20 protein-coding genes are annotated in these 25,773 nt (G+C 51.3%); 8 read left to right on the top strand and 12 right to left on the bottom strand.

Annotation, left to right across the window (positions count from 1 at the left end; genetic code table 11):
* Nucleotides 1-20 precede the first annotated feature (20 nt).
* The 3 genes from LQ777_RS17295 to eno form a co-directional block, all read right to left on the bottom strand.
* Entirely contained in the window at nt 21-524 is a 504-nt protein-coding gene (locus LQ777_RS17295; protein WP_232559187.1) for a low molecular weight protein-tyrosine-phosphatase, read from the bottom strand.
* 71 nt (nt 525-595) lie between these two features.
* Entirely contained in the window at nt 596-907 is a 312-nt protein-coding gene (locus LQ777_RS17290) for an FtsB family cell division protein (protein ID WP_232559186.1), read from the bottom strand.
* 281 nt (nt 908-1,188) lie between these two features.
* Nucleotides 1,189-2,469, bottom strand: a complete 1,281-nt coding sequence (eno, locus tag LQ777_RS17285) for a phosphopyruvate hydratase (protein ID WP_232559185.1) — start codon at nt 2,467-2,469, stop codon at nt 1,189-1,191.
* A gap of 383 nt (nt 2,470-2,852) precedes the next feature.
* Here eno and LQ777_RS17280 point away from each other — a divergent pair, with 383 nt between their 5' ends.
* From LQ777_RS17280 to LQ777_RS17265, 4 genes are all read left to right on the top strand, one after another.
* Complete coding sequence (locus LQ777_RS17280; protein ID WP_232559184.1) at nt 2,853-4,817, top strand: M1 family metallopeptidase; 1,965 nt, start codon at nt 2,853-2,855, stop codon at nt 4,815-4,817.
* Nucleotides 4,818-4,825: 8 nt separating this feature from the next.
* A complete protein-coding gene (locus LQ777_RS17275; RefSeq protein ID WP_232559183.1) occupies nt 4,826-5,317 on the top strand; it encodes an NADH-quinone oxidoreductase subunit C in 492 nt (163 codons plus the stop codon).
* 76 nt (nt 5,318-5,393) lie between these two features.
* Nucleotides 5,394-7,064, top strand: a complete 1,671-nt coding sequence (locus LQ777_RS17270) for a hypothetical protein (protein ID WP_232559182.1) — start codon at nt 5,394-5,396, stop codon at nt 7,062-7,064.
* A 128-nt stretch (nt 7,065-7,192) separates the two neighbouring features.
* Nucleotides 7,193-8,341 carry a BamA/TamA family outer membrane protein gene (locus LQ777_RS17265; RefSeq protein WP_232559181.1) on the top strand — a complete coding sequence of 383 codons (1,149 nt, stop codon included), beginning with the start codon at nt 7,193-7,195 and terminating at the stop codon, nt 8,339-8,341.
* Nucleotides 8,342-8,407: 66 nt separating this feature from the next.
* Here LQ777_RS17265 and LQ777_RS17260 read toward each other — a convergent pair whose 3' ends face one another.
* Both LQ777_RS17260 and lpdA read right to left on the bottom strand, forming a co-directional pair.
* The gene (locus LQ777_RS17260; protein WP_232559180.1) at nt 8,408-9,772 is read right to left on the bottom strand and encodes a M28 family peptidase; all 1,365 of its coding nucleotides are present in this window, start codon (nt 9,770-9,772) and stop codon (nt 8,408-8,410) included.
* Nucleotides 9,773-9,863: 91 nt separating this feature from the next.
* A complete protein-coding gene (gene lpdA / locus LQ777_RS17255) occupies nt 9,864-11,264 on the bottom strand; it encodes a dihydrolipoyl dehydrogenase (protein WP_232559179.1) in 1,401 nt (466 codons plus the stop codon).
* 217 nt (nt 11,265-11,481) lie between these two features.
* On the opposite strand from lpdA, the gene LQ777_RS17250 reads away from it, so the two are divergent.
* Entirely contained in the window at nt 11,482-12,051 is a 570-nt protein-coding gene (locus LQ777_RS17250) for a hypothetical protein (protein WP_232559178.1), read from the top strand.
* Between the two features lie 167 nt (nt 12,052-12,218).
* Nucleotides 12,219-14,111, top strand: coding sequence for an amidophosphoribosyltransferase (locus tag LQ777_RS17245; protein WP_232559177.1), 1,893 nt, complete (start codon nt 12,219-12,221; stop codon nt 14,109-14,111).
* Nucleotides 14,112-14,201: 90 nt separating this feature from the next.
* Here the strand turns inward: LQ777_RS17245 and LQ777_RS17240 are convergent, their stop codons facing one another.
* The 4 genes from LQ777_RS17240 to LQ777_RS17225 all read right to left on the bottom strand — a co-directional run bounded on the left by LQ777_RS17240 (nt 14,202) and on the right by LQ777_RS17225 (nt 18,988).
* A complete protein-coding gene (locus LQ777_RS17240; RefSeq protein ID WP_232559176.1) occupies nt 14,202-14,657 on the bottom strand; it encodes a DinB family protein in 456 nt (151 codons plus the stop codon).
* A complete protein-coding gene (locus LQ777_RS17235) occupies nt 14,654-17,653 on the bottom strand; it encodes a serine hydrolase domain-containing protein (RefSeq protein ID WP_232559175.1) in 3,000 nt (999 codons plus the stop codon). Before LQ777_RS17235 ends, LQ777_RS17240 begins: the two co-directional genes overlap by 4 nt.
* A 218-nt stretch (nt 17,654-17,871) precedes the next feature.
* Nucleotides 17,872-18,474, bottom strand: a complete 603-nt coding sequence (locus LQ777_RS17230) for a hypothetical protein (RefSeq protein ID WP_232559174.1) — start codon at nt 18,472-18,474, stop codon at nt 17,872-17,874.
* A 70-nt stretch (nt 18,475-18,544) separates the two neighbouring features.
* On the bottom strand, nt 18,545-18,988 hold the full coding sequence (locus LQ777_RS17225; protein WP_232559173.1) for a DMT family transporter: 444 nt from the start codon (nt 18,986-18,988) through the stop codon (nt 18,545-18,547).
* Between the two features lie 223 nt (nt 18,989-19,211).
* Between LQ777_RS17225 and LQ777_RS17220 the strand changes: the two genes are divergently transcribed.
* Nucleotides 19,212-19,826: a porin family protein gene (locus tag LQ777_RS17220; RefSeq protein WP_232559172.1), complete on the top strand. Its 615-nt coding sequence runs from the start codon at nt 19,212-19,214 to the stop codon at nt 19,824-19,826.
* A gap of 155 nt (nt 19,827-19,981) precedes the next feature.
* On the opposite strand, the gene LQ777_RS17215 is transcribed toward LQ777_RS17220, so the two are convergent.
* The gene (locus LQ777_RS17215; protein WP_232559171.1) at nt 19,982-21,226 is read right to left on the bottom strand and encodes a cation:proton antiporter; all 1,245 of its coding nucleotides are present in this window, start codon (nt 21,224-21,226) and stop codon (nt 19,982-19,984) included.
* 215 nt (nt 21,227-21,441) lie between these two features.
* Between LQ777_RS17215 and LQ777_RS17210 the strand changes: the two genes are divergently transcribed.
* On the top strand, nt 21,442-22,896 hold the full coding sequence (locus LQ777_RS17210; protein ID WP_232559170.1) for a sulfatase family protein: 1,455 nt from the start codon (nt 21,442-21,444) through the stop codon (nt 22,894-22,896).
* Between the two features lie 9 nt (nt 22,897-22,905).
* Here LQ777_RS17210 and LQ777_RS17205 read toward each other — a convergent pair whose 3' ends face one another.
* Together LQ777_RS17205 and LQ777_RS17200 are read right to left on the bottom strand one after the other, a co-directional pair.
* Nucleotides 22,906-24,129, bottom strand: a complete 1,224-nt coding sequence (locus LQ777_RS17205) for a hypothetical protein (RefSeq protein ID WP_232559169.1) — start codon at nt 24,127-24,129, stop codon at nt 22,906-22,908.
* Between the two features lie 80 nt (nt 24,130-24,209).
* Nucleotides 24,210-25,766, bottom strand: coding sequence for an ADP-ribosylglycohydrolase family protein (locus LQ777_RS17200; protein WP_232559168.1), 1,557 nt, complete (start codon nt 25,764-25,766; stop codon nt 24,210-24,212).
* Nucleotides 25,767-25,773: the final 7 nt, after the last annotated feature.

Raw genomic sequence — 25,773 nt, 5'->3', positions numbered from 1 at the left:
CAAGCGATTTTTTCGGTCGATTACTCACTCAAAAGTTGACGATTATCTTGTTGTATTAAGTAGGAAAGTAATTGGCGGCAACACCGCAATGTGATCTGATAGACGTCTTCAAAAACGTCGGGACCTTCGTAATAAGGATCGGGCACGTTCGGATCGTCGCTGACATCCGGGTCAAACTCGCGCAGCAGAAAAATGGTGTCGTTGTTGGGAAGACCGGTGCTGCGGTAATGTAATTTCTCAACGGCTTCGAGGTTCTGCTCATCCATCGCAACAAAGTGCGTGAACTGAGCCAGATCTTCGCCAGTCAGGCGTCGGGCCCGATGGGTAAGCGTCAGATTGTGTTCTAAAGCATTTTCGCGCGTACGGCGATCGGGTAGCTGACCAAGATGATACGAGGAGGTTCCGGCTGAATCACACTGGATTTGGTCGCTTAGTCCTTTTTCTTCTACTAATGTTCTGAATACACCTTCGGCTACGGGCGACCGGCAGATGTTACCGAGACAAACGAAAAGAACGTTGATCATAGGCTAGGGAGCATAGAGCGGTGAGCGCGGTACACGGAACACGTTCCTTACTTCCTGCACGGGCCACCGGGCTATTTTTCAATTGGATCATTCTTGTCGTCTACGATGACGAAAATATCTTCGCTGGGTTTTTTCATCAGGTACTTTTCCCGCGCGTACTTTTCGCGGAGCCGATCATTGCCCAGCACTTCCTTCCGTTCGGTCTGTACTTTCTGAATCTGCGTCTGGTAAAACGACGCTTCTCCTTCCAGCTCGCGCAGTTTCCACCAGTTACGGATCTGCATAGGAAGGTCATTGGCATCAAAAAACGTCATCCATACCAGTAATCCCAAACCAGTAGCGACGTAAAAATTGCGTAAGTAGTAGAGGATTCTTTGGAGCATGGCTTTTGTGGTGTCGAGTCAAAGGACCCGTATTGTCCGAGATAGGTGAAGTGAGCGTGGAGTCGGTTTCTCAAAACCGACACAGGTTGCTGACGCAAAGGGTCGGTTTTGAGAAACCGACTCCACGCCCACTTCACGCGCCCAGCAGCACATTACTCATTCTGGAGGTTTCGGACAATACGGATCGCATGACCCGACATTTTTAAACGTAAAAAAGTGTCGGGTACTTAGACCGCACGGGCGGCCCCGCCTAGGTGGCCCCGCCGACACCACAAAAAACGTTACAACTTCTTGCCTGGGAAGTAAGCGGTTTCGCCTAGTTCTTCCTCGATGCGAAGCAGTTGGTTGTATTTCGCCATCCGGTCCGAACGCGACGCCGAACCCGTTTTGATCTGGCCCGTGTTGAGCGCAACTGCCAAATCAGCGATGGTTGCGTCTTCGGTTTCGCCCGAACGGTGCGACATGATGTTTTTGTACGAATTGCGTTTCGCCAGATTCACCGTGTCAATCGTTTCGGTCAACGAACCGATCTGGTTAACCTTGATCAGGATCGCGTTGGCAATGCCTTGGTCGATACCTTCCTGTAGACGGGTTACATTAGTTACGAACAGATCGTCGCCAACGAGTTGGGTTTTCGTACCTTTCAACGCGTCGGTATGCGCTTTCCAGCCGTTCCAATCGTCTTCGGCCATACCATCTTCGATAGACAGAATGGGGTATTTGTTAACCCACTCTTTCCAGTAGCCAGCCATTTCTGACGAAGTCAGTTTATCGCCAGTCGATTTTTTGAAGTGGTAAACGCCTTCTTCGGCATTGTAGAACTCCGACGAAGCAGCATCCATGGCAATCCAAACGTCTTCACCCGGACGGTAGCCCGCTTTCTCGATGGCTTGCAGAATGGTCTGAATCGCTTCTTCGTTCGATTTGATGTTTGGTGCAAAACCACCTTCATCACCCACGTTCGTTGCTAAGCCCATGCCTTTCAGCACTTTCTTCAGCGTGTGGAATATTTCGGTACCCCAACGCAGTGCTTCCGAGAAGCTGGGTGCATTGGCAGGCATAACCATGAATTCCTGGAAATCAATGGAGTTATCGGCATGTGAACCACCGTTCAGGATGTTCATCATGGGTACGGGCAGCGTGTTGGCGCTGACACCACCGATGTAGCGGTACAGGGGCAGACCGGCTTCTTGGGCAGCCGCTTTAGCTACGGCCAGTGATACACCCAGAATGGCGTTAGCACCCAAACGGCCTTTGTTTGGCGTACCGTCCAGCTCCAGCATAATTTTATCAATCATGCTTTGGTCATAAACCGAAATGCCAACCAGTTCAGGGAAAATAAGATCGTTAACGTTCGATACCGCTTTCAGTACGCCTTTGCCAACGTATACTTTCGGATCGTCGTCGCGGAGTTCAACCGCTTCGTGAGAGCCAGTTGATGCGCCTGATGGTACAGCCGCGCGACCAAGATATCCGTTTTCTGTCCGAACGTCTACCTCAACGGTCGGGTTGCCTCGTGAATCCAGAATCTGTCGGGCATGAATGCTTTGAATGGTACTCATCGCAGAAAATAAGAAGGGTTAACACCAAAAAAGCCAATTTTTTCGGCCATGACTACCAAGTCGTTAGGCCGATTGGCAAACCAGCAGCAAAGTAACGAAATACCGAGGAAAAGTTTTTATATACGCGATCAGATATAGAACGGATGATCACGGTTTTAGCAGATGCCTGGCTGTCTGACGGGTTTTAACGGCCTGTCATAGTGGGTGTTTACGTTATTGATTCGTTACACGAAGTTGAATACAGCGACAACAACCGCTTTTTTAGGACAAGGCTGATAGACCATGAAGTGGGTTTAAGGACCGGGAGCAATTAACCAGTATATTTGACCATCGCTACACAGTCTGACAAAGAGTTTCGTTACTGAGTCAGGCTTATTCGCTCCATGAAACAACTTTTAGCCGCTATAGCCGTATGGATTAGTATGCAAAATGGGTTTGCTCAAACGTCAAAACCTATTTTTGCGACGCCACTTAGCCCACGTCTGGCGAATTACCGGATTGATGTAAAACTGGACCCGGTTACCAAAAAGCTCGACGGACGCGAAACGTTGACGTGGAAAAATCCGTCGAACGATGTCATTCGTGAGTTACGGTTTCACCTGTATCTGAACGCCTTTCGCAACGAGAAATCGACGTTTATGCGCGAATCCGGCGGTCAGCTCCGGGGCGACGCAATTGATCGCAATTCGAAAGAGAATCCGTACGGCTACACGGAGATCGTGTCGATGAAGACAAAAGGGGAATCGCTGGCTTACCAGTTTATTCAGCCGGATGATCGGGATGCCGGATCACCAAACAAAGACGACCGCACGGTGATCCGGGTACCGCTGAGCAAACCCGTTGGACCCGGTGAGACAATTACGCTGGACATCGCTTTCCGCGCCAAGCTGCCCAAGATCTTTGCCCGAACGGGGTTCAGCCGTGATTTTTTTCTGGTTGGACAATGGTTTCCCAAAATCGGGGTGTACGAACCGGCGGGTACGCGCTACGCGAAGCAAGGCCAATGGAACTGTCACCAGTTTCACGCCCACTCGGAGTTCTACGCTGACTATGGCGTTTATGACGTAGCCATGACGATGCCCAAAGAATACTGGATCAGCGCTACGGGTCTTTTCCAGTCCGAGAAAATTACGCCGAACGGATTGAAGACGGTTCGGTATCATGCCGAAGATGTGGTTGATTTTGCCTGGACGGCCTCCCCGCATTTTCAGGTCGTAAACGATAGTTGGAAGCGGCCATCGGGTGGAGAGGTCAAGATCGAACTCGTGATGCAACCGGAACATCGGCATCAGGCTCAGCGCCATCTGAATGCGGCTAAAGCGGCTTTGGCGTATTTCGATAAGCACCTGGGCAAATACCCGTTTCCCAATCTCACTATCGTTGATCCTCCTCTTCACGCCAGTGGGTCGTTTGGTATGGAGTACCCCACGTTCATTACCGCCGGAACGGCCTGGTTTTTACCCGCCGGAGCCCGCTTCCCTGAATTAGTGACTGTCCATGAGTTTGGACACCAGTACTTTATGCAGCTCCTGGCATCGAACGAGTTCGAAGAAGCCTGGCTTGATGAAGGATTTAATCAGTATTACGAGGGCCGAATTATGGACGAAACGTACGGGGTTCGGTCGTCGCAGTTTGACTTATTTGGCTACAAGCAGGGCGACCTGGAAGGGTCGCGCGATAGTTACGTACACCAGCAAAATCCGGGTATCGGCTCGTCGTTTGGCAACACCTGGCAGTTGCCCGATGGTCAGTACGGTGTGTTAACGTATTCAAAGACCGCAACCTGGCTGAAAACGTTGGAAGGGTTAGTTGGTCGCCCGGTGATGGACGAGATCATGCAGACGTATTTCAATCGCTGGAAATTCAAACATCCGAATGCCGACAGCTTTACGACCATTGTTAACGAAATTGTCTTGAAGGGGCTCGGTACAAAATACGGCCCGGACATGAACTGGTTTTTTGACCAGGTGTTGTATGGCGATAACGTAGTCGATTACGAACTGATCGCCCTGCGAAACCGCCTGCGCGACGGAAAGCGCCAGGCCGTCGTCACGGTTCAGCGGAACGGCGATGGCAAAATGCCGGTTGATGTGCTGGTCCATTTCGACAACGGCAAGGAGATGATGCTGTTTTGGGACGGCAAAGCGCGTCAGCGTCAGTTTACGCTTACCGAAAACGCCCGCGTGCTGTGGGCTAAGGTGGACCCGAAGCAAAAAATCTACATGGACACCGACCTGAATAATAATAGCCTGACGCTGGAACCATCGTCGGCACCAGCGGCTAAATTTGCTACGAAATTTTTGTTCTGGATCGAAAACTGGATGCAATGGCTGGCGTGGCTGGCTTAGAAGCGAACATGACTTTTCTTGAAATAACCGATAGTCTTACCGCTGAATTTGGTGACGCCATTCAGGCGAATACCCAAAATCTTCAGCCTTATCTGACCGTTCCGGCTGACCGTCTGGTAGCAATCTGCCAGTTCCTGCGGGACGACGAACGGCTCTTTTTTGATCTGCTGGCCTGCGTTACGGGCATCGACAACGGCTTGCAAGCCAACACGATGGAGGTCGTTTATAACCTCACATCTATACCCTACGAGCACAATCTGATGCTGAAAGTTTTTGTGCCGCGCGATACGGGGAGTAGTCAGCTGCCTTCCGTGCCGAGCGTCGTGTCGATCTGGCGCACTGCCGACTGGCACGAGCGGGAAGCATTCGATTTAGTGGGTATTCGATTCGAGGGACATCCTGATCTGCGCCGAATTCTGCTGCCTACCGATTGGGTAGGTCATCCGCTCCGCACCGATTATCAGGAAGAGGAGCAGTACCACGGTATAAAAACGAAGTAGCGCCTGCTATTTTTCGCCAGTCGTTGACCTTTTGCCGGGCCAATTCGTTATTGCTTTATCTTGTTCGTACTGACTAATGAAAAAATCGTGTTGGCTTCTCTACGGCCTGCTCATAACGGCGGGTTATCTACTTCCTGCCTTATCGTTTGCACAAACGGATTCGGTGATTGTAACCGGACGAATCCGTAATTTATCGGCTCGCTTGTACCGTGAATCGCCAGCGGTATCCGTTAGTCGGAACAACATCCTGCAAGCCAGTCGCGAACTGGTGCGTTCAACACCCTTGAATATCGACGGTACGTTTCGCGTGTCGATGCCGCTGATCTACACGCAGGAAGAAATGTACTTTACCTATGGCCGCATTTCGACGGCTTTCCTGGCTTCGGCGGGCAATTTGAGTATTGAGCTAAACGCCGATTCGCTGTTTACGGCGGCTGTGCCGTTTCGCTTCGGTGGGGTCAATGCGCAGGTCAACCAGCAGTTTGCCCGTTACAAAGCGTTTGAAGCGACTTACGCCAACAAACCCGATGGTAAAAAGCTCTCTGACAAAATAAATGGCGTGGGTGATGAAGCTGCCTATCGAATCCTAACGAGCGCTTACCGGGCACCCCTTTCGGCTTTCGCCCAGCGGGAAAAACCGTTTCCTCTGCTGGCCCGCTGGGTCGGGTCGGCGGACCGCTACAACGCAGCGGCTTTTTTGTACGACAAGGCCACTTACGATAATGAAGAGCTGGACAAAGCCCTGAACGATTCGCTTCGTCCGGCTAATGATCGCTTGCTGACGGCTGCCCGCGTATCGGCGATGAACCGCTTCGCGGCTTACGTTACCCAACGGGTATCAGCGGAGGCCGGTAACAGTCGCTCAAACGGGTTGACCGTCCGGGCGCTGGCTGTTTTGCTCGAACGCTACGGCAAAAACATCACGGCGGATGAACGACTCCGGCTTAATGATTACGCGTTGAGTAATTCAGCGCGTGCGTCGGACCTGCGCTTTTTTGACGGATTGGTGAAGCGGAATCCCGACACACTTCAACGGCTGGTAAATTATGAGACGCTTATTCAGCGCAGTATCCGGCTCTACGACGGCGCGGCTGTCGATTACCTGGCTGCTTACTGGCTGGCGAGTTCGTTGCCCGGTCTAACAATCGATTTCTCGAAGCTCCTGTACAGTTACGCTCGCCCGCAGATAAAAGAACCGACACTCATCCAGTCGCTCGATGAGTTGTATCGGCTCGAAGTAAAAGACAGCACCCGCATCCGGGCGGCCATTCAAACATTACGCAAAGCGGGAAAAGCCGCCAATAGCCTTGAGATTTCGCCGGGTGTGTTTGCGACGCGTGACGATTTGAGAAGTGGCTCCGATCTGCTCGATCAGGTGGTTAATGCCAATCGGGGAAAAGTTATTTATCTGCTGCTTTTCTCGCCCGGTGACGAAGCGGGTCGGCAGGCTGCGCTCGATGCCCAGCGGCTTCGTAACGCCTACAGCTCCCGCGATTTTGCGTTGATCTACCTGCCCATGAGCGGAGCGGATAAGTCGTTATGGCCGGAGATCGCGACACGGTACAACCTTTCCGGTGATCACCTGTTACTGACGGATTCACAGCTGTACGACGCCATTGACCGACTCCGACCCGATGGCGAACTAGCCGCAACGGTGATTAATCGCGTCGGTAAAATAAACAAACGGAACGCCCCCTTACCCGCCGATTTTGGCGAAGTACGAAAAGTTATCGCTAAAAATCTGTAGATCGCTAGTAGTCGTTTTAATGAATTTCTACTAATTAAAAACTATTGGTGCCTCCCGCGAGTAAGAATACTAGAATTGGTTGATAGAAACCAACGCCTTGCTGTTCAGTAAGGTTGGGTGTCATTCTTATGAGCAGATCGCAGGCTACGTATTGGTTGACGTTACTACTTTTTACTGCATTACTAGCCGGTATTCCGTATCCATCGCGGTCTCAAACTGTGGTTAAGCGGTTATTCAATCGGTTTTTCAATGACACCACTTCGTCGGCTGATCCGCACGTTTCGTTTTATCCAACCATAAGTTATGCGCCCGAAACCAGTGTCGAGATTGGGGTGTCGGCGTTGTACCTGTATCACGCCAACAACGACGTAAAGCACAACCGACTGAGCGAAATTCAGGCGTTTAGTTTTGTCACGCTACGTGGGCAGTACGGCCTGAATATCGATCATACAATCTACGGAGACCGTGATCGCTGGTTCTTTCTGGGGCGGGGGCGGCTTCAACGTTTTCCGTTGCTGTACTACGGCATTGGCCCCGACACCAAACCCGATCATCCAGCTACCATCGATGCCTTTTCGATTCAGTTACGAGAGCGGGCCATGCGTCGGATTGCTCCTAATTTGTTTGGTGGTATTGAGGTTGATTACCAGCGTCTAAGTAGCGTTAAGTTCAACCAGCCGGAAATCAATACGCATACACTACCCGTCGGTGGTTTAGGAACCGCAAATCTGGGTTTTGGCGTGGGATTCGTCTACGACAGCCGCCCAAACGTGTTAAACGCCCGACGCGGAGCTTTTGCCGAACTGGCATACCTGAACTACAACCGTTCGCGGGGTAGCTCATTGTCGTTTTCTAACCTCTCAATGGACGTACGTTTGTTTAAAACCGTACGGCCCGGTCAGGTGCTGGCCTGGCAGGCTTACGGGGTGTGGGCCAACGGTACCGTGCCGTTCAACCAACTGGCGCTGCTGGGTAGTGAGATTATTATGAGAGGATACTATCCGGGTCGTTTCCGGGATAAGGCTTACGCTGCTACGCAGCTTGAATACCGCTGGTTGCCGTTTCCGTTCAGTCGTCGGTTCGGTGGGGCTGTTTTTGCGGCTGTTGGTACGGTTGGTCCAGCGCCGGGTCAGATCCGACTCGATAAATTACTGCCTACGGGTGGGGCCGGAGTTCGGTATTTGCTCTTTAAAAAGAAAGACGTGTACCTGCGTGCCGACGTAGGGGTTACGCAGGAGGGAGTAGGCTTTTATATCCTTACCGGTGAGGCTTTCTAAAAATAGATTTTCGTGGTTGCGGGCTGAATGTGTTAGCGTCAAACAGCCCGCAACCATGAAAGAGTATTACAAGCCGTGCTGGTCTAACAGGTAAACCAAAGCAGCCATCGATGCCGCACCAAGCTCGAGTTCACGTTGGCTGACCGTTTCGAAGCGATCGACCATGGTGTGGTGATAATCGAAATACCGTTGCGAATCCGGTTTGAAACCAAACAACACCGTACCTAACTGGGCCAGCGGTCCAATATCTGCTCCGCCACTTCCCGCGCCAATTTCGGTTAACCCATAAGGCGCTAGCAACGGTTTCCAGGGATTTACTTTTTCCCGTTGGGCCGGTGTTCCGACGATGCCGAACCCACGTGGTGTGAACCCTCCATTGTCTGACTCGACAGCGGCAATGTGCTTTTCATTGTTCTTTTTAGCCAGATCGGCGTATTGAACGCCACCGCGTAGTCCGTTTTCTTCGTTCATGAACATCACCGCCCGAATGGTACGCTTGGGTTTGATGCCCAGCGTTTTCAAAATTCGTAGTACTTCGATCGACTGTACACAACCGGCACCATCGTCGTGAGCCCCTTCGGCCAGATCCCAGGAGTCGAGGTGACCACCTACAACAATAATCTCGTCGGGTTTCTCGCTGCCTTTCAGTTCACCGACGACGTTGTAGGATTTCGCATCGGGCAAGGTTTCGCAGTTTTGTTTGAAATAAAAGGTCAGATTCGGGTTCTCGGCGAGTGACTTGCTGAGTAAGTCGGCTCCGTTAGTGCTGATGGCCGCCGTCGGAATTAAGGGTACACCCGTTGCGTAGCGCATACCACCCACATGCGGGTAATCATCGTGAACGTTGGTCATCGACCGGACAATGGCTCCGACCGCACCGAGTTTAGCGGCTTCCGTAGCGCCGTTGGCCCGCTGGTCGACCGCTCCGCCGTACGCTTCGAAGGTGTTTATCTTGGTCGGGTCCATCGGGCGATTAAAAAACACGATTTTTCCTTTCACTTTGTCAGGACTCATGGCCCGCAGTTCCGGAAAGCTTTTGACTTCAATCACACCCGCTTCGACGCCCTTAGGCCCGGTGGCTACCGAACCGCCCAGCGCTGCTATGGGTACCGTAGTTTTCTGCTTGCCATTTTTGATAAATGCTTCTTCTTTGTCACCCCGGACCCAGTGAGGAACCATCACGTCCTGCAAAAAGACCCGGTCGAAGCCTTGTTGCTCCATCACCTGCTTGGTCCAGTCCACGGCTTTCTGAGCACCTTCCGAACCACTCAGCCGAGGGCCGATCTGTTTGGTCAGGTAGCGCAGCCACTCGTAGGATTTGCCGTTGGCAAGGGCTTCGCTATAAATCCGCCGGACCGCAACCGAGTCGGTAGTCTGGGCGTGGGCACACGCAATGGATACGCTCAAAAGAGCGGTAAAGAGTTTTTTCATGATTGGGCGGTTGTATTGGTTAAGTAGGCAAGATACAGAAAAGCCCGACCGCTTTCCAGCAGTCGGGCCTGTTTCCTTACGTCCTAAAGTATTACATGTTGATGGCCCGGTTGTCCGTAGCCGCCAGACACGCTTCTTTGAACGCTTCGGTGAAGGTTGGGTGAGCGTGCGACATCCGGGATACGTCTTCGGCGGAGGCCCGGAATTCCATTGCTGTTACGGCTTCGGCAATCATGTCAGCTGCGCGCGCACCAATCATGTGAACGCCCAGAATCTCGTCGGTCTCTTTGTGCGCCAGTACTTTCACCAGCCCGTCGATGTCCATGCTCGCCCGCGCCCGGCCCAGTGCTTTGAACGGGAACGAACCTACTTTGTACGGGATACCTTCTTTCTTGATTTCGTCTTCGGTGTAGCCAACCGATGCTACTTCCGGCCAGGTGTACACCACGCCCGGAATCAGGTGGTAGTGGATATGCGGTTTCTGACCAACGATAACCTCGGCGATGAACGTGCCTTCTTCTTCGGCTTTGTGGGCCAGCATCGCTCCGCGAATTACGTCACCCAGCGCGTAGATATGCGGAACGTTAGTGCGCAGGTACTTGTCTACCTCAACTTTACCGCGTTCATCGGCTTTAACACCGGCGGCTTCCAGGTTCAGACCATCCGTGTACGGACGCCGGCCAACCGAAACCAGGCAGTAGTCGCCCGTAAGGGTTATCTGCTCGCCCTTGGGCGTGTCGATGCTTACGAGAACTTCGTCGCCTTTGTTTTCAACCTTCGTGACTTTATGGTTGAAATAAAAATCAGCCCCTAGTTTTTTGACGACTTTTTGAAGCTCTTTGCCGAGCGTTTTGTCCATCGTCGGAATCATCGAGTCAGCGAACTCAACGAACGATACTTTCGATCCGATCCGGGCGTAGACCGAACCCAGCTCGGCACCGATTACACCCGCACCAATGACGATCAAATGCTTGGGTATTTCGGATAAAGCCAGCGCTTCCGTTGACGTAATGACCCGCTTTTTGTCCAGCGGCATCGACGGGAACGACATCGGTTTAGAACCCGTCGCAATCACGATATTTTTGCCGGTGATGGTTTGTTCTGAACCATCCTCTTTGGTAATCTTGATCGTGTGCGGATCAACGAACGAGCCAACGCCATGTAGTTCGTCGATCTTATTTTTCTTCATCAGGAACGCAATGCCTTTCGTTGTCTGGTCAACAACTTCCTGCTTGCGTTTGATCATCTGCGCCAGATCGACCTGCAAATCATTCAGTTTGATGCCGTGTTCAGCAAACGTATGAGCCGCGTTGTAGTAGTGCTCCGATGAGTCGAGCAAGGCTTTCGACGGAATGCAGCCGACGTTCAGGCAAGTACCACCCAGCGTTGGATATTTTTCGATAATGGCTGTTTTGAGTCCGAGTTGGGCACAACGAATGGCTCCGGTGTAGCCACCGGGTCCCGAACCAATGAAAATAACATCGTATTCCATGAAAATGATTGTTATGTCTGGATGCTGGATGATATAGGTTTGAAATCGGACGTAAAAGTAATGAATCCCACGCCTAACCGCTGCCAACCAACGTCTGTAAGTAAAGCATTATGACTGCAAATTTGGTTCAGAATTCGATTACCCAAACCGATTTGCAAAAAAACGTGTTGGTGGTACCAGAAGGCGCGCTCTGTCCGGCGCCGTTTCGAATCAATTTATGCGTTTTATTTACTCTGGCTGTCTGCTGCTTATCCTCTTTGCCAGCAGTTGCACCGACTCCGTTCAACAGAATCAACCGAATGTGTACTACGACGTGTTGGGTTTTGTCAAGCGTCAGATCACCGACCTCTCCGCCCAAAAACCGCTTGTTCATAAACTAGTAGGGGTCAACGCCAAACAAGATACAGAAAACACGAAAGACGTGAACTGGAGTCGCGAACTTGAGTTGTTCACGCAGGCCGACATCAACAAGCCCGCTCTCCGTAGCAGTTATCAGATCACGCGGCCCGATTCGCTGACGTATCAATACACCCTAAAAAAATCGGAAGAGCGACTGACGGTGCGGTCACTAAACGTTCGGCTGGATTCGCTGACCCACCAGCCGCGCCGTATTGAAGCGGTTCTGCAAACGCGCAACCCGCTGTATGCGTCGGAGCGGCATTTGTTGCTGGAAAGCGGTCTGGATGGTAAACAGCAGTGGCGCATTCAGCACTACAAGCTCTCTGGGTTTCAAAAACTGCCTTATTTCGACAAGAATGAGTTTTTGGTGGAAGGACAGGTTCAGTAACCGCAAATTCTTTGGGGGATTCCGGCTCCGCTAAAAACGGATCGGTCATCTTTTTCTATATTTGTTCTGTCATGTTACCGAACGAAACAAGTCGGTAGTCCGTTTCTTTTTCATCAACTTGACACTTAATCGCTACGGCGGTCTTCGCCGTTACAACGGTCTCTGTTATGAGTGACGCTATTAAACACGAGTGCGGAATTGCGCTTATCCGGCTCCGCAAACCGTATCAGTATTACATCGACAAATACGGTACGGCCCTCTACGGCGCCAATAAGCTGTATCTGCTGATGGAAAAGCAGGTTAACCGGGGCCAGGATGGCGCTGGTATCGCCAACGTCAAAATCGATGTACCACCGGGTCACCGCTACATCAGTCGCTACCGTTCCGTTGATCAGAGACCTGTAACGGACATTTTCGAGAAGGTTAATAAGAAATTTCGTAAAGCCCTCAAAGGCAACCGCGACAAGGCAAAAGACGCCAAATGGCTTCAGGAAAACGTTGCTTTCTCGGGTGAGGTCTGGATGGGACACTTGCGGTACGGTACGCACGGAGCCAACGACATTGAGAACTGTCACCCGATGCTTCGGCAAAGTAACTGGCGTAGCCGGAATCTGGTCGTAGCGGGGAATTTCAACATGACGAATGTCGATAAGCTGTTCGACAAACTCGTTTCGCTGGGTCAGCATCCGAAGGATAAGGTTGATACGATCACGGTGATGGAAAAAATCGGGCATTTCCTCGATGAAGAAAACCAGCGGGTGTTTGACCGATTCAAAGGCATCTACGAAAATCCCGATTTGTCGGATATCATCGAAGATAACATTGACATGCAGCGGGTTCTGCATCGTTCCTGCCGCGACTTCGACGGTGGCTATGCGATGGTGGGTATGACGGGCTACGGCGCATCTTTCGTTGCCCGCGATCCCGCCGGTATCCGGCCTGCTTACTATTATGCCGATGACGAAGTGATTGTGGTGGCTTCGGAGAAACCCGCCATCAAAACGGCTTTCAACGCTGATTACAGCGAAATCAAGGAAGTGCAGCCCGGTCACGCACTCATCATTGACAAGTACGGCGAGTACAACGAACTTCAGTTCGTGAAGCCTATCGAAAAGCGGTCATGCAGCTTCGAACGGATTTATTTCTCGCGTGCTACTGATCCTGATATCTACAACGAGCGCAAAACATTGGGTAAACTGCTCGTTCCGCAGATCTTGGAGGAGATTGACTACGACCTTGAAAATACGGTCTTCTCCTACATCCCTAACACGGCCGAAACTGCTTTCTTCGGAATGGTTGAAGGTTTGGAAGAATACCTGTACAAACAGCGGAAGAAAGCCATTATGGACGGAATCCTGTTCGAGGAAGAACTCGACCGGGTACTTTCTTTCCGTCCTCGCGTCGAAAAGCTTGTTTCTAAAGACGTGAAAATGCGGACCTTCATCACCGACGATTCGCAACGGGATGATATGGTTTCGCATGTGTACGATACTACCTTCGAAGTGATTCGGAAAGGCGTCGATAATGTAGTTGTCGTTGACGATTCGATTGTGCGGGGAACAACGCTGGAGAAAAGTATCCTTCGGATGCTGGACCGGCTCGGCCCTAAAAAGATTATTATTGTATCCTCGGCTCCCCAGATTCGTTTCCCCGATTGCTACGGCATCGATATGTCGAAGTTCAAAGAGTTTGTTGGCTTCCGGGCGGCACTCGAACTTCTCCGCGAACGGGGTCAGGATTATATCCTGGACGAAGTATACGCGCAAAGTGTAGCCGCCATCGAGTCGGGCAATGCGTCGCAGCAGAACTATGTGAAGGCTATCTTCGAACCTTTCACGCACGAAGAACTGTCTCGCAAAGTGGCGCAGATCGTTACACCCGCTGATCTGAAAGCCGAAGTAGCGGTGGTGTACCAAACGGTCGAGAACCTGCACCGCGCCTGCCCAAACCACTCCGGTGATTGGTACTTCACGGGGAATTACCCAACGCCCGGTGGTAACAACGTGGTAAACAAAGCATTCGTGAATTTTATGGAAGGCCGACTCGTACGCGCCTACTAAACGATAACTCCCAAAACAAAAAGAGACACAAGCTGCTTGTGTCTCTTTTTGTTTTGGGAGTCATTACAATATATTAAACGCCTTAGCCGATTAGCCTTCTCTCGCCCAAACAATAAAGTCCGTTACGGGTGCTTCTTTTATCAACGGACGGATCAGTTGAACCACCTGCCCGCGATGGTAAGCCGCGTGATGACTCATGTGCGTCAGAATATCAATCAATGTGCTGTGAAATGGCTCATCCTTCGACGTGACATAATCAAACGATTGCAACAGTTCAGGTTCGGCAAGTGCATTCAGATAGCTAACCATTTTACGGTGCTGTCGTTCAGCGGTTTCACCCATCCAGCTAACCGGAACATCCTCCCAAATTGCTACAAAAGTTGGTTCCTTCGTGAACCGGCCAAACCAGATCTGTTGCGCGTATAGAATATGGCCCATCACGGCGACGGCTCTCGCTGGCGGATTATCCAGACCTTCGAGGACGTTGATGATACGCTGGTTTGCCCAGAGTTCGTAGTTCAGTAAATGGATGAGGTAGTTTTTCATTGAATGCCGCGTTTCACCGCCTGATACAACGCTTCGACAACGTTGGTTCGCGTATTCAACTCGCTAATTCGGTTATTGTTCCGAGTTGGGTAGACCCGGTTCGACAGGAAAACGTACGACAAATTGTACGCCGGTTCGACCCAGATGAACGTTCCGGTAAAACCTGAATGCCCAAAGCTATCCTTCGTGGCTGATTTGGGCGCGTTTCCTGAATACTTAAACGACGGTTTGTCGAAGCCCAGACCGCGCCGGTTGCCCAGTTCTGGAAACTGGTAGCGCGTAAATTCATTCATGGTTTTGGCTGAGATAAATTGCTGACCACCGTAGGAGCCTTTCTGCAAATACATCTGCACCATTTTTAGTAGGTCGTTTGAGCTGCCAAACAGCCCCGCGTGACCCGACAGCCCGTCGAGCATGGCCGCGCCCTCGTCGTGAACACGCCCCCAGATAAGGGTTTTTCGGAAAAGAGAATCGTACTCAGTCGGCACGATGCGGTCGAGCGAATAGAACCGGCGTGGTTTGTACGTCAGCGTCGTCGCGCCGAGTGGCCGGTAGAAGTTTGTTTTGAGGTAATCTTCAAAGTTTATTTTGGTCAGGTACTTGACCACCTGCGGGTAAAGGATAAACGACAGGTCGGAGTAAACGTACTCTTTTTTCTCGTTCAGTGGCGAATCTTCAATCTGCTGATAAATCGTTTTCGGGTAGTTCTTGAACTCGAACAGGCTGTCCGTTACTTCAATAGGATAGCGACCGGACTGTTCGTCTTTGAACGTTCTAGGTTTCCAGGAGCCGTCTTCTTCTTTCGTGTCTTTCCAGAAGGCAATCCACGCTTTCAGCCGGGCCTGGTGGGTCAGTACATCGCGCCAGCGCAGATCGGCTTTGTTCGATTTTTTGAGCCAGGGCAGGTAATCTTCCATCTTGCCGTCCAGATTGAACTTGCCGGCGTCAACCAGTTTCATCAGGGCAGGGGTGGACGTGCTTACTTTTGTTACCGACGCCATATCAAACAGATCGTCCAGTTGTGTTGGCTTGGGTTCGGCACCCAGCGAAGCGTCATACGTGTGGTTGCCGTAAGCTTTGTGGAAAATCACTTTTCCATCTTTGGCCATCTGAACGACGCAGCCCGGAAACGCTTTTTGGGTCAACCCTACGTTGACGAGCGAGTCAACTTGTTGCGTTAAGTACCGGCTGTCGATACCGACTTCTTCGGGAATTGTGTATTTTAATCGACCGATGGGTTTGATGGTCAGTCCATCGCCCGTCCGAAACCGTTGATTGACTGTCACCGGTAGTTTTCCCGAAGCACCGATAGCGCCAAAAATGAGTTGGGCCGAAAGATCTTCGGCGTAAGGCGTCAGTTGGTAAGGCATCACGATGGCGCGCGCCTGTTCAATGTTACGGCTGGTCTGTGCCGTATCCGAGGGAAATGTTAGCTTGTCGAGCACGTACGCATTGCCGAAAACGGTCACAACGGCTTTGCCTGTCGCCACCAATTCGCTAACCAGACCTGCGGTTTTAGCCTGGAGACCATATTTCGCCGTAGGCCGAATGTTGTTTAGATGTACATCGACCAGGATAAGGTTGTAATTCTTGAGAGAATCCCGAACCTGTGCCAACGTTGAGTCGGCGGTTTTTGACGTAATATTGAAATGATCTACCTGCGTGTAGTTGGCAGCCATTTTCTGAAAAGCCGTCAGTTTGTCGCTTTCAACGGCAACCGACGCAATGCGTAGCGTATCCAGCCGCTGGAGAGGAAGCAGATTATCCACGTTTTTCAGCACCGTCAGACTGGCTTCAGTAAGCTTCCGGTTAAGCAACTCGTCGCGAACCGGGTTTAGGTCGCGCACCAGATTATCAAGAACGATAGGCTTGTATTGGTTCAGCCCCACCCACGCCTTGGCCCGTAGTACTTTCAGACACCGGGCGTCCAGCGATTCCTGCGTGATGCGACCGTCGGTTATGGCCTGTCTGATCTGCGCCAACGCCGAAGGAACATCCTCCGTAAATTCAAGCACGTCCATGCCCGCTTCCAGACCCAGTTCATCGGCTTTTCCCGACGGAAAATATTTCGTAACGCCTTTCATGTTCATGGCGTCCGAGAAAATCAACCCCTGAAAGCCCAGTTCATCTTTGAGTAGATTCGTGACAATAGCGGGCGAAAGCGTCGAGGGCCGATTGCGGGTGGTGTCGAGCGACGGAATGCTCAGGTGAGCAATCATCACACCGGCGGCTCCGGCGTTGATCAACTGACGAAACGGGTACAGTTCCAGCGAATCGAGCTCGGCCCGGCTTTTGTTGATCAGCGGTAGGTCGTAGTGAGAGTCGGTGCCCGTATCGCCGTGTCCCGGAAAATGCTTCAGGCTGGTCAGCAGGTGATTATCCTGCATCCCGCGCACATACGCCAGGGCTTTGCGCGCAACCGCATACTTATCTTCGCCGAACGACCGGAAATTGATCACCGGGTTGTTCGGGTTGTTATTGACATCAATGGACGGCGCAAAATTGACGTGGACCCCTAGTCGACGGGCTTGCCGCGCCAGACTCGCGCCCATGTTATAAATCAGCGAATCGTTACCCTGCATAGCGCCCAGTGTCATCTGGTACGGATAGCGGACGGTGCTGTCGAGTCGCATCGCCAAACCCCATTCGGCATCCATGGCGATCAGCAACGGTACGGTCGAAAGGGCTTGCAGCCGGTTGGTAAGCTTTGCCTGACGCATAGGACCACCCTGAAACATGACCACGCCACCGAGTTTGTAGGTGCGCACCAGGTTGACGAGTGAATCTTCGTAAGCTGGTTTCCGGTTCGAATAACCCGCCACCATAATCAACTGAGCGATCCGTTGATCGGGCGTGAGACTCGCAAAGACCGAGTCGGCCCAGCGATTCTGGGCGGGTGTAAGCTTTAAAAAGGGCGGGGGCGTTGACTGCGAAAAAGCCGTTAAGGAAAAGAAAACGTTGATGAAAAGAATAATCAGGAACCGGCAAAAAGGCATGAGCAAATCAATTGGGTCGTGAAGACCCAAAAATACGAAAAGGTCGGCTAAGACCTATCGATCCGGGTACTTTGCCAACAGCCCATCGCGTAAAATTCACCAAAATGTAAGCGAAACCGTTAAGTTTTTCCTGATCGGTAAAAAGTGAGTGCCTAAGTCGGGTCTTGACCGCTAGAACAGAGGTTGTACAATTGAAGAGCGCAAACAGGCCAAACGGATTATTTGCGCCGGGCGTCGGTGTCTTCACCGGGCGCTATAAATATTTTTTTATCCGTAATGAGTGGGCGATGCTCTTCCAGAAAGGCTTTAAACAAGCGAATCTCTTCCAGTTGTTTATCAATGGGGTGGGTCAGCGCATAACTTTCCACGTACACATCCCGAAAATCAGTGATGACGTACTCCATTAGCTTGATACCCTTGCGTTTAAGCGCGTGGAGGTACAAATTCTGGTGATTATGCACGAAACGACCCGGCTGATAAGACGCTGTAGTTTTCAAATCAACGGCTTTGAATTTGCCGATCACATCGACGTAGCCGTAAAACAGCACATCGTCGATTTCCCATTGGCAGAAAACCTGCGTATCGACAATGGGCCGGGGGAGAAGTTTTCGCACCTTCTTAACGATCTCGGCGTCAAATCGATCTTCGTCAGTACCTTTGATAACGGCTTCTTCGAACGAAACACCACGCTCCTGCGCTGCGGTAGTTGGCGTCGGAACGCGGTTAATGGAGTCGATGAGCGCCTGCACCGACAGGTTGCCGCCATGTAGATACCGCGAGAAAACGTTGAGCAGGGAAGGGTAAAAGCGATACTGAATCACGGAGTACAGTTTTAGGCGTTGACGAAGCGGGCTGAAGATAGCCACACGCTTTAAACCGCAAATCGGGTACTTAGTTTCGGACAACCAGTAACACGCCCGCCATAATCAGCACCAGTCCGGCTAGTCGCCAGCCGTTGGCGGGGTGTAGTGCAAAACCCATCAATCCGTAATGATCCAGCACTACGGCAGCCAGCAATTGACCCGCGACACTCAGACTAACCAGATTGGCCGTTCCAATTTTGGGTACACTGACAATCACCGTGATCATGTATAGCGCCCCCATCGCTCCGCCCATCCATTTCCACCAGCTTACCTGCTTGACGGTATCCAGCGAAGGTACCGAACTGCCCGATGCCAGTAGAAGCAACACCAGTACAATGAATCCAGAACCGAACGAGATTGCAGCCGCCAGAATGGGGTTGGCCATCGCCTGACGTAGATTGGCATTAACACCCGCTTGGACGGTAATCGCCAGACCGACCAGAAAAGCAAAAAAAACGTAGAGGTAATTCATGCGTGCAAAGGTAGCAACGGGTCGTATCGCTTTGCGCCCGAACTTCTTTTTCTAACCAACTTGCCGGGTGATTCTTGAGCATTTGACAACAAATGCTTGTGTAATCTGCAACGGATGACTCTTGTTGTGGGTAACGGCTAATAGGTCTGCACTATTGATAACTGCCAGCGCAGGATAGTCCGAATCGGACCGGTATCTAGTATTCACCCACTACATAGTCGTTATGCGTCAATTGCTTTTTCTTGCATTCATGTTTGTTTCATCCGTAACGGTTGCTCAATCGCTCGGTCCGTTTAAACTAAATGCCTCCCTAGGCTACGCTTCTCCGGCTGATCGGTCGGGCGATAAAGACGGGAGTAAAGGGGGATTTGTGTATAGCCTCGAACCGCAGTACGAAATCGGGCGACACCTCGATGTGGGTGTTCGATTCGAGCAGGCATTTATCCAGCGTCCCGAAGTACTGGGCAACATTATTTTCTTCGATTCGCAGGCAAAATCGCTTATGTCAGGTGCATTAACCTTGACTTATACGGTCGGAAAAAGCACGGCTTTTCGGCCGTACGTGGGCGGTGGTGTAGGCTTTTACAGGGCTGCGGCCAGTGAGCAGCAGGTGATGGGCGCGGTTAATACAACACTGTCCTATGCGTTACCGGTCACGAACAAGCTGGGTGGATTATTGCGGGCAGGTATTAAATTCTGGCAATTCAACGTTGAAGCCGTCTACAATTTTCTCGATGATACAACCGTTATCAACGAGTTTACGAACGCGAAACTGATTGGTAAAAATGAATATTTCAGCTTGAAAGCCGGTTATACAATAGGTGGCAAGTTGCACTAATCGGGTCGAGACTGTGATGTAGTTATGGTCCTATCAGATAGTCTCAAACACCAGAAGGCTCATAGCGTGGTGTCGGTTTTGAGAAACCGACACCACGCTATGAGCCTTCTGGTGTTTAGGAAACCCATCGACTACGATAAGTCCCGCCAAGAAGCTTAAGCTGCCTGGTTTTTTGTGGCGGAGCTAACCACTCGTTTCAGTGTAAGTCCCTGACCGATAATCGAGAAAATAACAATGCTGTAGCAGCAAGCCAGAATCAATTCGCGATAGGGCGAGTCGGGTAATGACAAAGCCAGTGCTACGGATATGCCGCCCCGGAGTCCTGCCCAGGTAAGAATGCGTAAGCTACCGGGCTTGAGTCTTGACAGTTGAAACTGTAATAGGTAAGGCAGCAGTATGCTGAGGCTCCGGGCTACGATAGCCAGCACTACGGTCAGTAAGCCAATCAGCAGATAATCGCGGATGAACGGAAGCACCACGATTTGCAGCCCAATCATTACGAACAGTATCGTGTTAAGGATTTCATCCATCAAATGCCAGAACCGATCCAGGTAAAACTTGGGGGTGTCAGTGCGCGACGAGCCTGACAAGCGGCTTCCTAATAGCAACCCAGCGGCTACTTCGGCCAAAGGAACTGATACGTGCAGGGCATTGCCTATAACCGAAACGATCATAACCATTGCCAGCGATAACAGAACAACCGTGTGGAAATCGTCCGACGCTTTGATCAGGCGGTAAGCGATTAACCCCATCAGGATACCCAGCGATATGCCTCCGAATACCTCACGGCAGAAAAGCAGGACAGCGTCCGAGAAAGAAAAACTAACATCCGGGTTGGCCACTTCCTGCAACGAGATAAACAGCACCAGGCCCACACCGTCGTTGAACAGCGATTCGCCCGTGATGATTGTTTCCAGTCGGCGTGGAATAGGGGAATCTTTAAGAATGGCCCCAACGGCTACTGGATCGGTAGGCGAAATGAGCGCACCGAACAGAAAACAATACATAAGCGGAACGGGAAAATTAAAAAGGTTGGTCAGGAAGTAAAAGCCAACACCAAACAAAGCCGTTGAAAAAATGACCCCGACGGTACTCAAGACCAGTACCGGACGGAATTGCTGTTTCAGATCGTCGAGGTCAAAATGCAGCGCAGCGGCAAAGAGCAGGAAGCCCAGCATGACATCGAGGAGTGTTTTAGTAAAGTCGATCTGCTCGGTGATGCCAATCAGCAGTTGGGCAAACCCCGACGAGAGGCTACCGATGATCACCACCGAAATAATAAGAACCAGTGTCAAGAAAACAACTCCAATGGTTCCGGGAAGTCGTATAAAGCGGGCGTTTATGTAAGAAAGCAGCGCGCTAAGTCCAACCAGTATGCTGGTAGCAGTGAAAAGATCCATGCAGTAAAATGGTTAAAAGGCAATCGATAACGGGCTAACCTGCGCATTACTGATTGCCCAATGTAACAATAGAATCTGGGGGCTTCTCTAACTTAACTGCTCATTTCCATATGGTGTTTTCACGAATCGGTACTTAGACCAACAACGAGGTTACCGTAGGGAAGCTTTCAGGAGCCAGGGGTTCGTGCTAATTTGCGGCAAACTATAGAAAGCTGATGAAATACCTGGCCGCTCTGATTGGGGTGATTTTGATTGCCGCTCTTGGCCTCTTTTCATTCCAAAAAGAGAAACCAAGACCTAACATCCTGTTTATTCTGGCCGATGACTGGAGTTATCCGTATGCCAGTATCTACGGCGACAAGTCGATTCGAACCCCTAATCTGGACCGGCTGGCTCAGCACGGAACCGTTTTTACCAACGCTTACTGCGCTTCGCCATCCTGCACCCCCTCGCGGGCGGCTATGCTGACCGGACGGTATCCGCACAACCTGGGTGAAGGCGTTAATCTGTGTGGACGGCTGGATCACAGCGTTCCAACCTACGTTCAGTTATTGAACAAAGCGGGCTACGCTGTGGCGTACGACCGTAAAGGCTGGTCTCCCGGCGATTTTCGAAAGATGGGCTATACCCAAAATCCCGCTGGCGATTCGGCAGTATTCGAGACGTTTATAGACAAGCTACCCAAGGGAAAGCCGTTCTTTTTCTGGTTCGGCACCAACGACCCGCACCGCCCTTTCGATCAGGGAAGCGGCAAGAAAGCGGGTATCGATCCTCAAAAAATTAACCTGCCCAAGTTTTTGCCGGATGTGCCGGAAGTGAGAGGGGATGTGGCCGATTACCTGGGCGAAGTAGAGCGGTTTGACCGGGAAATTGGCGAGTTGCTCAAAAAACTGGAAAGCTCGGGTCAGCTGGAAAACACGATGATTGTCGTCGCGTCGGACAATGGCATGCCTTTTCCGCACGCCAAAGCCAATCTGTACGACTACGGCACGCGCGTTCCGCTGCTCATCAGCCGCTTCGACAAAAACGGGAGTCAGCCGAAACGCAATGACTCGTTTGTCAATCTGCTTGATTTGATGCCAACGTTTCTGGATTGGGCGGGCGTTCAGCAGCGGCCCGAACTGGATGGAATGAGTTTGCTGCCCGTATTGAACGGTCAGCAAGCGGTTCATCGGTCGGAGGTGTTTCTTGAACGAGAGCGGCATTGTTTGTGCCGGGCCGAATTTGACTACGGAGCCGGGTATCCGATGCGCGCCATCCGGACGAAAGAGTATCTGTACATTCGAAACTTCCGACCCGACCGAATGCCTGCGGGCGACGAAACGATTCCGGGAACGCCTTCCGTATTCGGTGATGTGGACGGTGGTCCGACGAAAGTGTACATGATGGATCATCGCAATGAGCCAGCGGTTAAGACACTGTTTGCGCTAGGATTCGAGAAGCGCCCCGCCGATGAGCTGTATATCCTGAAAGACGATCCGTACAATATGCGTAATCAGACCAGCAATCCAAAATACGCGGTAGTCAAGAAAGGATTGCAGCAGCGGCTGGATACCTGGATGCAGGCCGAGAACGATCCGCGTCGGCAGGGCGGTGGTGATAAGATCGACAAGTACGAATCGACAACCCACGCCTGGATAACCCGAACGGGTATCATTTTCTGGGACTAGAATGGCCGGCTACTGATCACTGAGCAGTAAAAACATCTCGGCTGCGTGGCGGGCATGAGGGAAAGCCAGCTTTTGCTTCACCAACTCTTTGTCAAGCACGGTCAAAGCGGGGTAATGGGCATCGCTGGCTTTTTGTTCCCAGCTGAGGGGGTAGTCGACGGTACCCAGCATACCGCGTTTTTCGTGGTAGAAATGATCTTCAGCCCAAACCAGATACGGCTTAGTCGCACTGACTTCTTCGTCGAACTTCGGTCCTGCAACGTGCTCATTGGTAAAATCCCACCACAACAGCGCCGAATAACTGTCGTATTGCTTCGGAATGACATATGGATCGGGTAGTCCCAACGATTTCAGCCCGTACTTCAGCCACTTGGTCTGGAAAACCGGATGGTCCTCGTTATCGGTTTTGCCAAGGATGTACTTGTCTTTTCGAAACCGGTTGACCGAGTCCAGAGCCATTTGCACAACCGGATGATTGCGGTCCGAAACCAGCGATACTAAAAACAACACCTGACCCACATTATCGACCTCGGCGACTCCTGGTTTATTCCAATCGAACGGATCGCGTATCGATAAGATCCAGTCGCGGATAAGCCGTAGGTTGTCTGTTTTTTTCAGAACCATACCCATAAGAGCAGCATTACCGTACGAAGGTTTTGGGTAAACCATGACGTTTGATACGGGTCGGCTAACACCGTCGGAGCCCGCTACGAGGTTAATCAACAGGTCGTGGTGTAATACCCGCAGGACTGGTCCGAACGTGTTGCTAGCAAAACGTGGTAGGTTTACCGTTCGTTTCGTATTGCGTATGCGTCTGACTTTAGGTAGTTTATTGCTATTGGTTGCCGCTGCCTGAATCAACCAGACTCCCGTTTCGTCTTCCCGGATTTGAACGGTGCTGTTATCGTCCAGGGTCAGATGAACCAGGTATTCGGACGGAACAATCAGCTCACTTTTGACCGTCCATTGCTCCTCGATGTGCCCGGTTAAGGCGTCGATCAATCGCCCGGCCCGGTAAATGTACTTGGCCCGGTCGCCCATGCCGAACAGAAAAAACGATAAGTCGGGCAGATTGCGGTGGTTGAGATGTTCCTGGCGTAGTCGGGTCAGGTTACTGCGGTAAAGTTGCAGAGCTGCTTCCGGGTTTGGGTACAACGTTGGTGGGTTGGGCTGTGCCCAGCCTGAAAAGATAGGCAGCAGAGCTACGACCAGAAAGAGTAGACAGCGCTTCATACACAACAAAACCAAAAACGGCTGCATCTACGGGAGCCCTGCTCGCCCTGCATACCCGATTATACGCTAATCCTGTATTGCTATAATTTCGACTTAACGGGCTGATCGCTGTAAACGAGCAGGTCCGTCATAGAAACCACGTGTTCGGCATCTGGATTCAGCAACTTAACCCGCACCGTATGTTTGCCTTTGGGGAGCTGATACTTCCAAAATAGATCATAGCGACGATGGATAAAATTAACGGGCAGTTTAGCGGTTTCAATCTTTTTGTCGTCAACGTAAAGTTCGGCATTAAAGGCAAATGTGCTTTCGTAGCCCCAGTTACTCCGGTTCTTTGGTTTTGCCTCGCCCCGAATGACAAAACCGATGCCGTCAAATTCAGTCGTGTATTCGTTCTCCAGGCTTTTACGAATGGGCGTAACCCGCACCGGATAATGACCCGTAAACGCCTGTTCGAGTCGAACAGTTTTGGGCGTCTGGACCGCAATTGTTACCTGATCGCCGTTGATTTTACCGCCGTTCCGTTCAACAACCTGGAGCGCGTGTTTCAGGCTTAGCGCGTACACATCGTTGAGCGATAGGGTTGTGTATTTGAAATCAATGTCTTCGGCTTCCCGCAAGCCTTGTTTCCAGTAACCCGGAATTTTGTCATAGCCGAGCATCGTTCCCAAAATACCCCCCGCCGAGGATGGATTGCAATCCGAGTCCTGACCAGCGCGGGTGCTGATTTCCATCGTTTTGGTGAAATCGCCCCCGCCGTACAGTAAGCCGAGAACGATGTAAGCGGCATTGATTTTTGCGTCAATGTCAAGGGCATGAAACACGCCTTCGGGACAGCCGATTTCATCCGACCATTTTTTCTGGATTTCAAACCAGTTGCGTTTCCAGTCAGTGGGGTACTGCTCATGCCATTTGATGACATCGGCAATGCACTGGTAAAAGGTACTCTGCGCCGGAATGGTCTTCAACGCTTCTTTGACAACGTAATTGACATCGTTGGAAACAAACGCCAGCGAATACATAGCCCCGACAAACGCGCCCCCGTACCAGCCGTCGCCGTAGTTCATAATGTGCCCGATGGGATCGCCAATCTGAACGGCGGAATTGGGCATTCCGGGAGCCATTAAACCCGAAAAATCCGCTTCGATCTGAAAATCAATATCGTCGGCGTGGGGGTTGTTCAGCCAGTGACCCGACTCGGGTGCTTTAAGACCATTCAGCAGATTGTATCGCCCCGCCTGATTCGCGTGCCAGAGCATGTATCCCGCGTTGGCATACGCTTTCGCATGTTCATCAACCGGTGCATCAAGACCTTTCTGTTCAAACACATCCACGAACGTCAGATCCATGTAAATGTCGTCGTAAAGGCCCGGATTGTTCAGCATTGTGTGCTTGATGTAGCCGTCGTACCACGGAATGGGCTGATAGTCGTTGATCATCGTGCCGTTGTACTGAAACTCGGTCGGCCCGCCAAATGTGCAGCCAATCAGTTGCCCGGCCCAACCGCCTTTGATCTTATCCTGAATGGCCGTTTTAGCCATCGTTACCGATTTAGGAGGGGTTTTCGATTTCTTAACTGGTGGTACAGCGCCCGACAATGAAGCGAGCAGGATACCCGATAACAGTAACTTTTTCATAAAGAAA

Source organism: Spirosoma oryzicola, from assembly GCF_021233055.1.
GTDB classification, from domain to species: Bacteria; Bacteroidota; Bacteroidia; order Cytophagales; family Spirosomataceae; genus Spirosoma; species Spirosoma oryzicola.
Note: the sequence above shows the minus strand (reverse complement) of the source record. Positions and strands in the feature narration are given on the sequence as shown.

Bases quoted from the DNA above. Each gene is read 5' to 3' on its own strand.
- LQ777_RS17295 (WP_232559187.1), bottom strand. From the start codon at position 524: ATGATCAACGTTCTTTTCGTTTGTCTCGGTAACATCTGCCGGTCGCCC.
- LQ777_RS17290 (WP_232559186.1), bottom strand. From the start codon at position 907: ATGCTCCAAAGAATCCTCTACTACTTACGCAATTTTTACGTCGCTACT.
- eno (WP_232559185.1), bottom strand. From the start codon at position 2,469: ATGAGTACCATTCAAAGCATTCATGCCCGACAGATTCTGGATTCACGA.
- LQ777_RS17280 (WP_232559184.1), top strand. From the start codon at position 2,853: ATGAAACAACTTTTAGCCGCTATAGCCGTATGGATTAGTATGCAAAAT.
- LQ777_RS17275 (WP_232559183.1), top strand. From the start codon at position 4,826: ATGACTTTTCTTGAAATAACCGATAGTCTTACCGCTGAATTTGGTGAC.
- LQ777_RS17270 (WP_232559182.1), top strand. From the start codon at position 5,394: ATGAAAAAATCGTGTTGGCTTCTCTACGGCCTGCTCATAACGGCGGGT.
- LQ777_RS17265 (WP_232559181.1), top strand. From the start codon at position 7,193: ATGAGCAGATCGCAGGCTACGTATTGGTTGACGTTACTACTTTTTACT.
- LQ777_RS17260 (WP_232559180.1), bottom strand. From the start codon at position 9,772: ATGAAAAAACTCTTTACCGCTCTTTTGAGCGTATCCATTGCGTGTGCC.
- lpdA (WP_232559179.1), bottom strand. From the start codon at position 11,264: ATGGAATACGATGTTATTTTCATTGGTTCGGGACCCGGTGGCTACACC.
- LQ777_RS17250 (WP_232559178.1), top strand. From the start codon at position 11,482: ATGCGTTTTATTTACTCTGGCTGTCTGCTGCTTATCCTCTTTGCCAGC.
- LQ777_RS17245 (WP_232559177.1), top strand. From the start codon at position 12,219: ATGAGTGACGCTATTAAACACGAGTGCGGAATTGCGCTTATCCGGCTC.
- LQ777_RS17240 (WP_232559176.1), bottom strand. From the start codon at position 14,657: ATGAAAAACTACCTCATCCATTTACTGAACTACGAACTCTGGGCAAAC.
- LQ777_RS17235 (WP_232559175.1), bottom strand. From the start codon at position 17,653: ATGCCTTTTTGCCGGTTCCTGATTATTCTTTTCATCAACGTTTTCTTT.
- LQ777_RS17225 (WP_232559173.1), bottom strand. From the start codon at position 18,988: ATGAATTACCTCTACGTTTTTTTTGCTTTTCTGGTCGGTCTGGCGATT.
- LQ777_RS17220 (WP_232559172.1), top strand. From the start codon at position 19,212: ATGCGTCAATTGCTTTTTCTTGCATTCATGTTTGTTTCATCCGTAACG.
- LQ777_RS17215 (WP_232559171.1), bottom strand. From the start codon at position 21,226: ATGGATCTTTTCACTGCTACCAGCATACTGGTTGGACTTAGCGCGCTG.
- LQ777_RS17210 (WP_232559170.1), top strand. From the start codon at position 21,442: ATGAAATACCTGGCCGCTCTGATTGGGGTGATTTTGATTGCCGCTCTT.
- LQ777_RS17205 (WP_232559169.1), bottom strand. From the start codon at position 24,129: ATGAAGCGCTGTCTACTCTTTCTGGTCGTAGCTCTGCTGCCTATCTTT.
- LQ777_RS17200 (WP_232559168.1), bottom strand. From the start codon at position 25,766: ATGAAAAAGTTACTGTTATCGGGTATCCTGCTCGCTTCATTGTCGGGC.